At 74.6% G+C, this 13,356-nt stretch carries 11 protein-coding genes; 6 read left to right on the forward strand and 5 right to left on the reverse strand.

Going from position 1 to position 13,356, the window contains the following annotated elements:
- The 5 genes from AB0J68_RS13350 to AB0J68_RS13370 form a co-directional block, all read right to left on the reverse strand.
- A partial coding sequence (locus AB0J68_RS13350; protein ID WP_363938497.1) for a hypothetical protein occupies positions 1-623 on the reverse strand: 623 nt, incomplete at its 3' end.
- A 14-nt stretch (positions 624-637) separates the two neighbouring features.
- Positions 638-1,732 carry an SRPBCC domain-containing protein gene (locus tag AB0J68_RS13355; protein ID WP_363938498.1) on the reverse strand — a complete coding sequence of 365 codons (1,095 nt, stop codon included), beginning with the start codon at positions 1,730-1,732 and terminating at the stop codon, positions 638-640.
- Between the two features lie 67 nt (positions 1,733-1,799).
- Positions 1,800-2,849, reverse strand: a complete 1,050-nt coding sequence (locus AB0J68_RS13360; RefSeq protein WP_363938500.1) for a nitronate monooxygenase — start codon at positions 2,847-2,849, stop codon at positions 1,800-1,802.
- Positions 2,850-2,940: 91 nt separating this feature from the next.
- Positions 2,941-4,062 carry a hypothetical protein gene (locus tag AB0J68_RS13365; protein WP_363938503.1) on the reverse strand — a complete coding sequence of 374 codons (1,122 nt, stop codon included), beginning with the start codon at positions 4,060-4,062 and terminating at the stop codon, positions 2,941-2,943.
- A 173-nt stretch (positions 4,063-4,235) separates the two neighbouring features.
- Positions 4,236-5,345, reverse strand: coding sequence for a lectin (locus AB0J68_RS13370; RefSeq protein WP_363938506.1), 1,110 nt, complete (start codon positions 5,343-5,345; stop codon positions 4,236-4,238).
- A gap of 333 nt (positions 5,346-5,678) precedes the next feature.
- Between AB0J68_RS13370 and AB0J68_RS13375 the strand changes: the two genes are divergently transcribed.
- The 6 genes from AB0J68_RS13375 (at position 5,679) to AB0J68_RS13400 (ending at position 13,294) form a co-directional block, all read left to right on the forward strand.
- On the forward strand, positions 5,679-6,146 hold the full coding sequence (locus AB0J68_RS13375) for a hypothetical protein (protein WP_355136476.1): 468 nt from the start codon (positions 5,679-5,681) through the stop codon (positions 6,144-6,146).
- Positions 6,146-7,537, forward strand: a complete 1,392-nt coding sequence (locus tag AB0J68_RS13380) for a hypothetical protein (protein ID WP_363938507.1) — start codon at positions 6,146-6,148, stop codon at positions 7,535-7,537. Before AB0J68_RS13375 ends, AB0J68_RS13380 begins: the two co-directional genes overlap by 1 nt.
- The gene (locus AB0J68_RS13385) at positions 7,534-8,973 is read left to right on the forward strand and encodes a VWA domain-containing protein (RefSeq protein WP_363938510.1); all 1,440 of its coding nucleotides are present in this window, start codon (positions 7,534-7,536) and stop codon (positions 8,971-8,973) included. Before AB0J68_RS13380 ends, AB0J68_RS13385 begins: the two co-directional genes overlap by 4 nt.
- Positions 8,974-8,987: 14 nt before the next feature.
- Positions 8,988-10,100, forward strand: coding sequence for an AAA family ATPase (locus tag AB0J68_RS13390; RefSeq protein ID WP_234582269.1), 1,113 nt, complete (start codon positions 8,988-8,990; stop codon positions 10,098-10,100).
- The gene (locus AB0J68_RS13395) at positions 10,097-12,955 is read left to right on the forward strand and encodes a DUF5682 family protein (protein ID WP_363938513.1); all 2,859 of its coding nucleotides are present in this window, start codon (positions 10,097-10,099) and stop codon (positions 12,953-12,955) included. The genes AB0J68_RS13390 and AB0J68_RS13395 overlap by 4 nt, the downstream gene beginning before the upstream one ends.
- Positions 12,956-13,021: 66 nt before the next feature.
- The gene (locus AB0J68_RS13400) at positions 13,022-13,294 is read left to right on the forward strand and encodes a hypothetical protein (protein ID WP_355135989.1); all 273 of its coding nucleotides are present in this window, start codon (positions 13,022-13,024) and stop codon (positions 13,292-13,294) included.
- The last annotated feature ends 62 nt before the right edge of the window (positions 13,295-13,356 follow it).

Genomic DNA, 13,356 nt, shown 5'->3' on the forward strand with positions numbered 1-13,356 from the left:
CGGGCGTACGCCAGCGGCACCGTCGTCGGCTGCCCGTCCCAGGCGCCGCTCAGGGTGGCGCCCCGGGCCCCGACCGCCCCGGCGGCCGGCCGGCGGACCACGACCAGCTCCACCGCGTCGGTGACGATGACCGTGTCGTCCTCGTCGACGACCTGCTGGACGGCGCCGATCGCCGGCACGGCCCCGCCGTCGCCGCTGACGTCGATCGCCATCGTCGGCGGTCGCACCTCGCGCCGGCCGTCGACCTCGAAGTACTGCTCCGCCTGACCGGCGCCGGCCAGGATGGCGTGGATCAGCGCCGCCGCGTAGACCGGGTCGGCGCAGCCGTCGTACACCCACCGGCGGCCGAGCGCCGAGTGGTCGGTCGTGCCGACCAGCCACTCGTCGGCGTCGTCGAGAGGCGCGGCGCGGTAGGTGAGCGGGACCTGGTGGACCGGCCCGTCGGCGGCGGCGACCAGCATGGTCTCGATGCCGACCTCGCCGGCCGGGTCGTCGAAGCGGTACGCCCCCCGACTCACCACGTCGACGCCGGCCGGCCCCTGCCACCAGGGTCGGCCGGGCAGCCAGGTCGTCAGCAGTTCGAGCTTGGTGGGGAGCAGCGTCGCCCGGTGCAGCAGTGCCATGCCGAGGAGCCTAGTCAGAGCCCCGCGCACGGGTTGCCGCCCACTGTGCAGCCCTCCGGCTCCCTTGCCTTAGGCCGACTGTCGCGGACGTCGAACCGGATCGTCCGCGACCCGCCGGCCGGCACGGCCAAGCCGCTGAAGGTGACGGCCTGCCCGTCCTGACGCCAGTCCGCTCCCTCGACATCGTCGACGCTGCTGCCGTCGGCGAGGGTCACCACCACGACCCACTGCTCCGCGGGCGCGGGGCCCGGGTTGTCGACCACCACCTCCCCCGTGTAGCCGAACAGCCGGCTCGAGTCGGTGTCGTAGCGCGCCACCAGCGGCGGTGGGGGTGGCGGCACCGCCGCCGTCGGCGTACGCGACGGTGTCGCCGACGGGGTGCGGCTCGGACGGGCGGTGGTCGGCGTGACGCTGCGCGACGCTCGCGCCGACGGTGTCGCCTTCGGCTGCGCGGTCGGCGCCGCCGCCGCCATGCTCGGCGGCGTCGTCGTCGGCGTCGAGGTCGGCGTCGGCGCGGCGGAATGCTCCGGCTCGCCCGGCAGCGTCAGCCACGCCACCAGCCCCGCCACCAGCACGACCCCGGTCAGCCCGGCGACCGCCGCACGGCGCCGACCCCGGGCCGGCGCGGGACCGGACGCGCCGATCACCGGCAGCTCGGTCGTCATCCCCGCCACGCCACGCCGCAGATCGACCTGCTGGAACGCGAGCCAGTCGAGGATGGCCGGCAGGCGCACGGTCAACGCCTGCCGGAGCTGCTGTTCGCGTGGCTCGTGGTGCTCCTCCGACCAGGAGCCGTGCGTCGGGACCTCCCGCACGGTCAACCGGCTGCCCTGCTTGGTGGCGGTGACGGCGCAGGTCAGCTCGGTGAGCCGACCTGCCTCGTCGCAGCGCAACACCAGCAGCTCCGGCACCCGCCGCTCGGTCACCTCGACCTCGACGTCGGCGTCGAAGCCGGGCAGGCCGGCCGTGTGCAGCACCAGCCGGTCCGGCACCCCCTCCACCGTGTCCGCCTCGGCGAACCAGCGGCCCAACAGCTCCCGATCGGTCAGTGCGAGCCAGACCCGGTCGGGTGAGTGGGACAGGTCGACGTGCGCGCCGATCTCGATCACGGCGAGACTCTAACGGGTTGGGCGTCCGGGCCGTTCCGCCCGCCCGGATCGACGACAGGTCGCCTGGTCAGCCCCAGCGGGTCGCCCGCTGTGCCGCCGCCGTCAGCGCGGCCCGGGCGGCGGCGCTGACCTCGACGACCAGTTCGGCCGCCGGTACGTCCCGGGCGAGGGGGTGCGCCTGCCCGGCCCACAGATTCACCACCGAGGCGTCGCCGTCGCGCCGGGCGGCGGTGAGCAGCGGACGGGTCAGGTGCAGCACCTGCGGGTAGCCGGCCGGCGCGACCGCGTCGTGCGTACGCAGGAAGTCGTTGACCACGCCGCGGGCCCGCTTGCCGGTGTAGGCCCGGGTCAACGCCGTCGGCGCGGCGCTGGCCACCGCCGCCCGGTGCAGGGGTGAGCTGCCCGCCTCCGGGCAGCGCAGGAACATGGTGCCGAGCTGGGCGGCCTGCGCCCCGGCGGCCAGCGCCGCCGCCAGGGCGGGGCCGTCGGCGATGCCACCGGCGGCCACCAACGGCCGGTCGCATTCGGCGGCGGCCAGCCGGAGCAGCGGCAACAGCGCGTAGTCGTCGTCGTCCGGGATCCCGCCCCGGTGCCCACCGGCCTCGGTGCCCTGCACCACGACGGCGTCCACGCCCAGCTCGGCGGCGGCCGTGGCGGCGGCCGGGCGGGTGACGGTGGCCCACACCTCGGTGCCGCGCTCCCGCAGGGCGGCCACCACGGCGCGGTCGGGCAGCCCGAACGCGAAGGACACCACCGGGACCGGGTCCGCGAGAAGCGCGGCCAGCTTCTCCGGGTACGCGTCGTCGCCGCCCACCGGCTCACCCAACCGCACTCCGAGGCGGTCGGCGTGCGGGGCGAGCCGCTGCGCGTACGCCCGGATGGCGGCCTCGTCGACCGTGTCGTCGCCGGGCAGGAAGACGTTGACCCCGAACGGCCGGTCGGTACGCGCGCGCACCTCGGCGATGTCGGCGACCAGCCGCGCGGTGTCGATCATGCCGGCGGCCAGGAAGCCCAGCCCGCCGACGGCGGAGACGGCCGACACGAGGGCCGGGGTGGACGGGCCACCGGCCATCGGCGCGGCGACGATCGGGTGGCGCAGCTCGGACAGCACGGACATCCACCCATCCTGCCGCGGCGCGCCGGTCCCCCGGCTCGCGACGCGGTGCCCGCCCGCACACCGTTCCGCGCGCCCGGCCCGCCGTCGTCGGTCAGCGTCGGTCGGTGTGCCGCCGCCACAGCACCCCCGCCACGGCGACGAGTGCCAGCAGCGTCCCGGCGCCGGCGGCCAGCGGCCAGGTCCGACCGCCCCCGATGCCGGCCGCCTGTGCCGCCGGGCGGGCCGGCGGGGGCGACGGCGGGGCCGCCGTGGTGGACTCCGCCGGGTGCGGCGCGGCGGCCGTCGCGGTCGCGGCCGGATACCGCAGGATCGTCGGGCGGCTGCCGGCCGGTTGGTCGGCGGACTCGGAGACGGTGAGCAGGGACCGGCCGTCGCGGCTGTAGGTGATCGACTCGCCCTGCGGCTCGTCGGGCAGCGGCGTGACCCGTGGGGTGCCACCGGTCAGCGCGCCGACCACGTCACCGCCGACCACGTCGTACTCGAACGCGTCGGCGTAGCTCCGCAGCACCACCCGGCGGCCGTCCGGCGCGTTCGCCGCTCCGGTGACGACGCCCCGCCCGAGGAACGAGAACGGGTTGCTGGTGGTGCTGGACGGAAGGACCACCCGGCCGACCGAGGCCAGCGGTGTGGTGACCCCCGGCTTCAGCGCGGTGGCCGGCGAGTACACCACGACGGTGCCGCTGCCGCCCTTCGTGATGATCAACGGCTGGCCGGCCGCGTCGAGCAGCAGCGCCTCGGCGTCGTGCGGATTGTCCGGGTACCTCATCCGGTACAGCACCGGCCGGTCCGCCCCCGGCGCGAGCCGCCACAGCGCGATGGTCTCGCGGTTGCGGTCGTTGTCACCGGTGTCGGCGACCCAGATGGTGCCGTCCCGGCCGAGGGCCAGATCCTCGGTGTCCCGGGGACGGGAGGGGTAGCTGACCGTCCGCGCCACCGCGCAGCGCCGGTCCAGGAAGAAGATCCGGAGGCGGGCCTCGTCGTCGGCGCCGTCGTTGACCACCACGTACCCGTCGTCGGTGGCGACCATCCCGGAGATCTCGGTGAGCCGGTCGTCGCGGACCTGGCACACGGGCGCCCCCGCCGACGCCGCGCCGGCGGCCGCCGGGCCCGGCGACTGCACCGCGGCCAGCGGCACCGCGCCGGTGACGAGAGCCGCCAGCGTCGCCGCCGCGCGGACGTGCCGCCCTCGGGTCACCCAGCCGCGTACCCGCATCGCCCGCCTCCTCGCCGCAGCCGTTGTCCGGCCGTCCCGCCCATCCTGGCCGATCGCGACCAGCGGCGGCGACCATCCGCGCGGACCCGACGACATCCGCGCCGCCAACCGGGGGGCTCGCAGGGGGCGGACGCCGGTCCACCGGGACACGAGGTGGACCGGCGTCGGACCCGCTACCTCGTGGACCAGCGCTGCGCGCCGCTGCCGTTGCAGGTCCAGAGCTGGATCGCGGTCCCGTTGGCCGTGCCGGCCGATGCCACATCGACGCACTTGCCGACGCTGGTCAGCACGATCGCCCCGTCGGAGCGGAAGGTGAACCGCTGGGCGGCACCGCCGTTGCAGGTCCAGATCTGCACCCTGGTGCCGTCGGCGCTCGCGCCGCCCTGCACGTCCAGGCAGCGGTCACCGTAGACCCGCAGCTCCCCGGCGGCGGTGCGGGTCCAGCGCTGGTTGGCGGCGCCGTGGCAGTCCCAGATGATGACCGGGGCGCCGGCGGTGGTGCTGGCGCCGGAGACGTCCAGGCAGCGCCCCGAGTTCGGGTTGAGCAGGCCGACCGGGGTGCCGACCGGCGGTCCGCTCGGCGGGACGAGGCTGCCCGGCACCGATCGCAGCGCGTCGTACCACCGGGCGGCCATCTTGTCGTACCCGCCGGCGTTGGGGTGGACCCCGTCGGCGAGATCGGCGGTGCTCAGGGCCGCGTGCATGTCGACCAGGTGCACCCGGCTGCCCTTCTGCGCCACGATCCCGGGGATCGCCGCGTTGTACGTCTGCACCCGGGCCTGAAGATTCGGGTCGGACTCCGGGATGATGGTGGCGACGAAGAGCTCGACCTCCGGCGCCGTCGCCCTGATCTTGTCGATCAGCGCGGAGAGCCGGGCTGGCGCGTTGGCCAGGTCGTAGTTCTGGTTCACGTCGTTGGTGCCGATGTGCAGCAGGACCGTCCGCGGGGCGGTGGCCCGCAGCCAGCCGACGATGTTGGCGTCGAGCTGGTCGATGCGCCAGCCCGAGTGGCCCTCGTGGTCGTGGTCACCGAGGCTGGCCGGCCCGTTGAACTGCGAGCCGACGAAGTCGACGGTGTAACCGCCGCCGGCCAGCCGCTGCCACAGGTTGATCCGGTACCCACCGGGCACGTTGAACCCGTCGGTGATCGAGTCGCCGAGCGGCATCACGCGTACCCCGCCGTTCGACTCGGCCTGGGCGGGTGCGACCTGGGCCAACGCCAGTACGGCACCCAGGGCGAGCCCGAAGGCCCCGGCGGCGGCCCGTCGTGCGTTCCATCGCATGGTTGATCCCTCTCCTCGCGGGTCGTTCGGGACCGTCGTGGCACGCCGCCCGCCGAAAACGGCTACCACATCCGAACGGATCCATCGATGCTCGGCTATCAGACGGGTGGGCCGGACCCGGCCCGGCACGGCCGCGAGCCGAACGCCGCGCTGGCTGCGCCGAACGGTTCGCGGGGACCGGCACCGCCACCGGATCTGTCGTACCCGTAGTCCATGATCGTGTCGTCGTAGCGGCACCGGCACCGGCCGGCGTGCGCACCACCCTTGATTCTTCTCGAAGTGGGAGGCCGTGACGTGACGAACGCCGACGGAGCCGACTGGCGGCGGCGCAGCGTGGTGGCGGTGGTGCCGCCCGCCCGCCCCCGCAAGCTGGCCAAGGTGCCCTTCGTCGAGCTGGCTGACGGCCGGTTGCAGGGCGTGGTCTCCAGCGGGTCGGACGTCGAGCGGGTCTACGTCTCGTCGGTCGCCGCCGGCACCCACGCCTACCAGTGCAGCACCAACAACAACCGGCCCTGCGGCGGCCTGCGCGGCATCCCGTGCAAGCACCTGCACGCGCTCGCCGACGAGGCCGTCCTCCAGTACGGCGTCGACCGGGTGGCCCGCTACCTGCGGGTCGACGTCGGCGACGGGCTGGCCGACGGCAGCGAGCTGCTGTCCCGGCTCGACGGCCAGCCCGAGCCCGCCTCGGCGGCGGTGGTGTTCAGTCGCTTCCTGCGCCACCTCTCCTACCTGGAGCTGCCCGTCAGCGCTGTCGCGCTGCCCGAGCTGCACTGGTTCCCGGCCACCGGGTCCGGCCGCTGATGCGCGGCGCCCAGGTCGCGCGCCTGCATGCGGTCCCGGCCGGGTTGAGCGACGCGCTCGACGTGGTCGCCGGCTTCGACGACGCCCTCGCCGACGGCTTCGGTCGGATCGGCGAACGGGGCGCCGCGGCGCTCGCCGCGCTCGCCGACGCGCTGGCCGGCACCCCACTGGGTGGCCCGGTGACCGCCGCGGTCGACGCGGTCACCGCCGGATCGGTTACCCCGGAGCACCTCGCCGCGCTCGCCGGGGCGCGCTCGGCGCTGCTCGGCGCGGCCCACGACGCCCTGCTCGGGCAGCTCGACGAGGCGTTGGGCCGCACCCGGTCGCCGTGGACGACGCCGACCACCGGGCCCTGCGAGGCGCCGCCCGCGCTCGCCGGAGCGCGGGCCTGGTGGCACGAGGTGGCGGTCACCGGCTGGCGTGGCGTCGACCACGAGCTGCTCTCCGCCGCCGCCGGGGTGGTCGAGGCCAGCCTGGCCGTGCCGGAGCTGCGCCGGATCGCGGTGCTGCTCGACGGGCTCGCCGCGGAGCTGCGGGCCTGCGTTCCGGTCGCCACCATGGCGCAGGTGCCGGCCCGCCGCTGGGCCGACCTGTGGGCCCGTGGCGTCCTGCTCACCGAGGGCGCACCGCCGACCGGTGAGGCGCCGGCGGTCTCCGGGCGGCTGTTGCCGCTCGGTGTGGACGTGCACAGTCACGACACCGCCGTGCAGGTCCAGCTGCACGCCGTCCTTGAGCCGGCGGACGGCGGGCCGGCGCTGCTGGTCCGCACGGCGGTCGCCGCCGCGAAGGTCGACACGATCGTCGGGCCGGCGATCTGGCGGCTGCTGTCGGCACACCCGCTGCTGCTCACCGCGCTGGCCGAGCGGCGGGCGCTGGTCGTGACCGATCTGCCGCTGCGCGGTGGCGACCTGGGCTGGGTCGATGACCGGGTCCAGCTCGACGAGCCCGCCGACCCGTTCGCCACCGCCCGGGTGCTGTTGCCGGCCGCGAGCACGGCCGCGACCGACCCCCTCGACCGGCACCCGACGGGCATCGCCGAGCCGGTGCTCGTCGAGGGCGCCGCGATCCGCGACGAGGACGGCACGCTCGGCATCGAGGTGGACGGCGAACGGGTCGTGCTGGCCGTCGACCGGCTGCCGGCCGCCGGCCCGCTGACCGCCGACCTGGTCGCCGCCGCGTCGGCCTGCCTGGGCCTCCTACGCTGGGACGACGGCCGCTGGCTGCTCCAGCCGTTGGCGGTCCGGGCGACTGTGAAGCGGCGGACGGTGCAGGCACACAACGGCGACTGGGCGTGCGGCGTCACCGATCCGAAGGTCGCCAAGGAGGAGGCCCGGGCGGGCGACGCCGTGGCCGTGCTGCGCGAGCGCGCGGGACGGTTGCTGCGCCGATGACCGCGCCGATCCCCACCGGCGGGTTCGCCGACGCCAACCGCCGTCAGGTCCTCTACTGGCGGCTGCTGTCCCGCCTCTTCGACCGCGACGAGCAGCCCGGCCTGGAGTCGGCGAGCGTGGCCGTGGTCGACGACCTCGGGCTGCCCGCCGCCCTGCTGGACCCGTCGGTCTCGGTGGACACCATCGTGCAGCGCTTCCCGGCACTCGCGGCAGAGCTGCGCGGCCTGCTCACCTCCGCCGAAGCCCGGCCGCACGACGACCAGCCGCACGCCGCCGAGCCAGACACCGCCGAGCCGCACGCCGCCGACCCGGACGCCGCAGCACCGGAGGGCACCGGGCCGGTCGGGTCGGAGGGCGACGGCTCGACCTACCGGCCGGGTGCGGCCGAGGTGCGCCGGGCGGCGCTGGTGTCGAAGGTGCTGCTGAACGTGTTCGCCACCGGCTCCGGTCCGGTCAGCGCCACCCAACTGGCCCGCTGGCAGTCCGACGCCGGCTGGTTCGAGCAGGCCCTCGGCTGCGAGCCCGGCGAGCTGCGCCGTCAGGGCGGCGGGCTGGGCGGCACCCTCGCCGGCCTGGAGGGTGACCTGGTCCGACGGATGCACCTGCGGGAGGTGCTCGCCGACCCCGCGCTGGCCAGCCAGCTGACCCCGAGCATGTCGCTGATCGAGCAGTTGCTGCGCGACAAGGCCAACCTGTCCGGGGTGGCGCTGGCCAACGCGAAGGCACTGATCCGGCGCTTCGTTGACGAGGTCGCCGAGGTGCTCCGGACGCAGGTGCAACAGACCAGTGTCGGCGCACTGGACCGGTCGGTGCCGCCCAAGCGGGTGTTCCGCAACCTGGACCTCGACCGCACGATCTGGCAGAACCTGACCAACTGGAGCCCGGACGACGAGCGGCTCTACGTCGACCGGCTCTACTACCGGCACACCGCGCGGCGTACCACGCCGTCCCGGCTCATCGTCGTCGTCGACCAGTCCGGCTCGATGGTCGACGCGATGGTCAACTGCACGATCCTCGCCTCGATCTTCGCCGGGCTGCCGAAGGTCGACGTGCACCTCGTCGCGTACGACACCCGGGCACTGGACCTCACCCCGTGGGTGCACGACCCGTTCGAGGTGCTGCTGCGTACCCAGTTGGGCGGCGGCACCGACGGCACGGCGGCGCTGACGCTGGCCCGGCCCAAGATCGCCGAGCCGAGGAACACGGTGCTGGTGTGGATCTCCGACTTCTACGAGGCCAACCACCAGGCGGTCTTCGACGGGCTCCAGGCCGTACACCGTTCCGGCGTCAAGGTCATTCCGGTCGGCTCGGTCAGCAGCTCCGGGCAGCAGAGCGTCAACCCCTGGTTCCGGCAGCGCTTCAAGGACCAGGGCACCCCGGTCATCTCCGGTCACATCCGCAAGCTCGTCGTCGAGCTGAAGAACTTCCTCACCTAGGAGAGCAACCCCTCATGTCCGAGATGCTGCGCGCCCCCGCCGAGGTCACGTACGCCGACGAGCTGGATTTCCTGGAGTCGGTCGACACCGGCCCGAAGCCGTTCTCGTGGCGCCTGAGCCCGCGCATGGTCCGGCTGTTCGTCCTCGGTTCGGAGCGGGCCGACGGCCTGTCCCGGGAGATCCCGCAGAAGTGGTTCGGCGACCGCAGTTTCGTCGAACGGGCCATCGTCACCCTCGCCTCGGACCGGGGTCTGCTGCTGATCGGCGATCCCGGCACCGGCAAGAGCTGGCTGGCCGAGCTGCTGGCCGCCGCGATCTGCCGCAACTCGACCCTGGTCGTGCAGGGCACCGCGGGCACGACGGAGGACCACATCAAGTACTCGTGGAACGTCTCCATGGTGATCGCCAAGGGCCAGTCCCGCGAGTCGATGATCCCCTCACCGATCATGACGGCGATGGAGCGTGGCGTGGTCGGGCGTTTCGAGGAGCTGACCCGCTCCACCAGCGACGTGCAGGACGCCCTGATCTCGATCCTGTCCGAGAAGTACGTCGCCATCCCCGAGCTGGACCAGGACAACATCGTCTTCGCCCAACCCGGTTTCTCGATCATCGCGACCGCCAACAGCCGGGACCGGGGCGTCAACGACCTCTCCTCGGCGCTCAAGCGGCGGTTCAACTTCGTGCGGATTCCGGTGGTGACCAACAAGCGCAGCGAGGCGGAGATCGTCCGGTTCCGCACCGAGGAGCTGCTGCGCCGGCACCGCATCGAGTTGGACGTCCCGCCGACCCTCCTGGACATTTTGTTGCAGAGCTTCGCCGACCTGCGCGCCGGCGCCGCCGCCGCGACCAGCGACGACGAGAAGTTGGAGTCGGCGCTGTCCACAGCCGAGCAGATCGGTGTGCTGGAGGACGCCATCCTGCACAGCCAGTTCTTCGGCGACCGTACGCTGCGCGCGGCGACGCTCGCCGGCTCGCTGGTCGGGTCGCTGGCCCGGCGCAGCCCGGAGGACCTGGCGATCCTCAACAAGTACCTGCACGGTGTGGTGGAGCCCCGGGCCCGCAAGGACGACGACGGGTGGGCGGGCTTCCTCGACGGCGGTCGTCAGGCGATCGCGTCCCTGTCGTGACCGCGTCCACCGTCGCCGGCCCGTTCGGCGCGCTCCGCGAGCAGCTCAGCGACGCGGCGGCCGCGTTCGCGGGCTCCGCCGACGCGCTCGGCGCGATCCTCGCCGGCATGGTCGACGACGTCGACCGGGCGCTCGGCGAGCGACTGGAGATCTTCCCGGTCTGCCACCACTCACCGGCCTCCGCGCTGGCCATGGTGCGCCGGCTGCGGGCCAAGCAGCCCCGGGTCATCTACCTGGAGCTGTGCGAAGATCTCCAACCGCTGCTCGGGGAGCTGCGCAACTGCCGTCTGCCCGTCGCGGTGCAGGCGTTCGCGTCGGAGCTGTCCGGCTTTCCCGCCGACTGGGGGCCGCTCAGCGTCGTCGCGCCGGTCACCGAGGCGTCGGCGGAGTACCAGGCCATCGCGTACGTGCTGGAGACCCCCGGCGTGGAGCTGGTGCTGGTGGACCGCTCCACCGACCACGTCTTTCAGTGGTCGCCGCGCGATCAGCCGACCGGCGGGAGCGGCGCGGCCGGGCCGACCGACGGAAGCGGGCCGGCCGCCACCGGAGAGGAGTCCGGGCTGCACGGCGACGCCGTCGGGGTGGAGATCGGCGACCTGCGGCCCCGGTTCGCGGAGCTGGAGGCGTACCTGCTGCACCACGGCAAGGTGCGGCACTGGTCGGAGTGGTGGGACCAGTACGTGGAACGCCCGCTGGCCGACGCCGACCACGACACCTACCGGCAGGTGATGGTGCTGATCGGCAGCCTGTTCCGGCGGCTGCGCCCGGCCGGGGAGGATCGGCTGGACCGCGACGAGGATCGCGAGCGGTACATGTGGACGCGGATGCGTCAGCACCTCGCCACCTCCGGCGTCGATCCGGCCGACTGCCTCTACGTCTGCGGCGCGTTCCACGCCGCCAGCCGGGTCGAGCAGTTCGGGCTGGGCTCCACCGCGGACGACTTCGAGATCACCCCGCGCACCGACACCCGCTGGCGGTACGGCCTGATCCCGTCCAGCCATTCGGCGATCGAGGCCCAGTTCGGGCTGGCGCCGGGCTCGGTGTCGATCGCGGCGGCGACCTGGACGAAGGCGGTGGGCCGGCACGGGCTGTCCCCGTACCGGCTGGACGGCCAGCGCACCGGAACCAGCCGGGGGCGGCGGGGCCGGACCCCGACGGCGCCCTCCCCCGCCGGGCCGGTCAGCGACCGGCTCACCGGTTTCCTCGCCGCGGCGCCTGACCTGGACGGCCTGGACGAGGCGGAGCTGCGCGGCTGGTGCGTGGACATCGTCCGGCTGGCCCGGCGCAACGGGTACCTGGCCAGCACCGCCGACGCGATCGCCGTCTTCGAGACCTCGGTACTGCTGGCCGGCCTGCGCAACCGGGCCCGGCCCACCCCGTACGACTTCGCCGACGCGGCGGTCACCTGCATCGAGAAGGACGTGGTGCCCGGCCGGCGCGACGTCCGGCGGCTCTGCGAGATCCTGCTGGGCGGCGACCGGATCGGTCAGGTCGGCTACGACGCCCTCCCGCCGCTGGCCCGCGACGTGCTCGATCGGCTCCAGCCCCTCGGCCTGGCCCCGGAGAAGCGGACAGTGCAGCGGGCGCTGCTCGATCTGGCCGCCCAGCCGGAGCTGGGCCGCTGCTCGGACCTGCTGTGGATCCTGCGGCACCTGCTGCCACCGGCCGCGGTCCGCCCGATCATGGGCGAGCGTCGGCTCGGGCACCGTTCGGTCCAGGAGAGCTGGGACCTGGCGCTCGGCCGCCACCAGCGGGCGCTGATCGAGCTGGGCTACGAGGGCGTGACCGTCGAGCAGGTCCTGGAGCAGCGACTGCGGCGGGCGGTACGCGGCCCCGACGCCACCGCCGCGGGTGCGCTGGCCGCCGTCGAGGACGCCATCCGGCTGCTCGACAGCCCTCGTCTGGTCGACGAGTTGGGGGCGCGTGCGGTGGACCTGCTCGCCGCCGAGCGCACCGTCGACGACGCCCCGGACGTGCTGCGCCGCATCCGGCGCCTGCTGGCCCACTACCGGGCCACCGCGCCGACCCTTCCGCCCTGGTGCGCGGCGTTCGTGACCACCGGGTACGCGCACTACTGCACCCTGCTGCCGACCGCCATCGCCGCCGAGGAGACCGGGGTCCGGCAGGTCGGCGCGATGCTCGGCTTCCTGTTCTCCATGGAGGGCCTGGCGCTGTCGCTGGGCTGCGACCGGTCTCAGTTGGAGCTGGCCGTCGGGCAGTCGCACCCGACGGCGCCGGCGAAGGTCGCCCTGCTCTGGGCGGCCCGACACCAGCTCGGCCTGCTGCCGCTGGCCGAACTGCGGGCCCGGTGTGCCGAGCTGCTGGCCAACCCGCTGGTGGTGCCGGCCTTCCCGCAGTATCTGGCCGGGTTCGTGCACGCGCTGGAGCCGGTGCCCGCGCTGGCGCCGTTCGTCGTCGAGACGATGTCCACCGCCTTCGCCCGGCTACCCGACCCGGTGCTGCTGCCATGGCTGCCGTCCCTGATCACGACCCTGCGGGACCAGGGGCCGGAGCTGGTCCCGCTGCTGATCCGCGAGGCGGGGCGCACCTTCCCGGAGGCGCTGCCGGAGCTGGATTCCTGGGTGCCGCCGTGGGTCGCGTCCCCGCCGCCGCCGGGAGTGGGTGCGCAGGAGGTGGGCGACATGCGCGCCGTCGTCGCGCCACGGGGTCGGGTGGGCGTCCTGGTCGCCGCGCATCCGGAGGCGGTCGACGCGATCGCCTCGCTGCTCGGACACGACGGCGGGTGGCTGCCGGTCACCGACGCTCCCGCCGGCCCGGGCGGCGTGGCCGCGCTGGTGGCGAAGCATCCCGACACGATCGAGGCCGTGGCCGCGCGAGTGCTGGCCCAGGCGTGAGCGCGACCACGGCGGGTAGGCAGCGGCCCGGCGGCATGTCGACACCCGTCGGGCAGGAGGCTCTCGATGAGCACGTTCCGGGATGATCAGGGCGAACCGATTCCTCCGCCGGAGGCGGACGCCGCCGAGCAGCGGCAGGACGCGTTCGACGTCGGGCCGCCGGACCGGGTGTCCGGCGACGTCGACCCGGAGGCGTCCGAGGCCGACCTGGCCGAGCAGGGCGCCCTTCCGGCCGGCACGCTTGAGGAGGTCACGTCGCTCCCGGCGGAGGCCAACCCGGCGGACGCCCTCGAACAGCGTCAGGAGATCCCCGCGCGCGACGAGGGTCGCCGCACCTGACCACGCCGGTCGCGGCCCGGCCGGGCCGCGGCCGGCGGGCGGGTGGGGTGCGGTGCCGCCCG

This window comes from Micromonospora sp. NPDC049580 (assembly GCF_040675595.1).
Taxonomy (GTDB): Bacteria; Actinomycetota; Actinomycetes; order Mycobacteriales; family Micromonosporaceae; genus Micromonospora.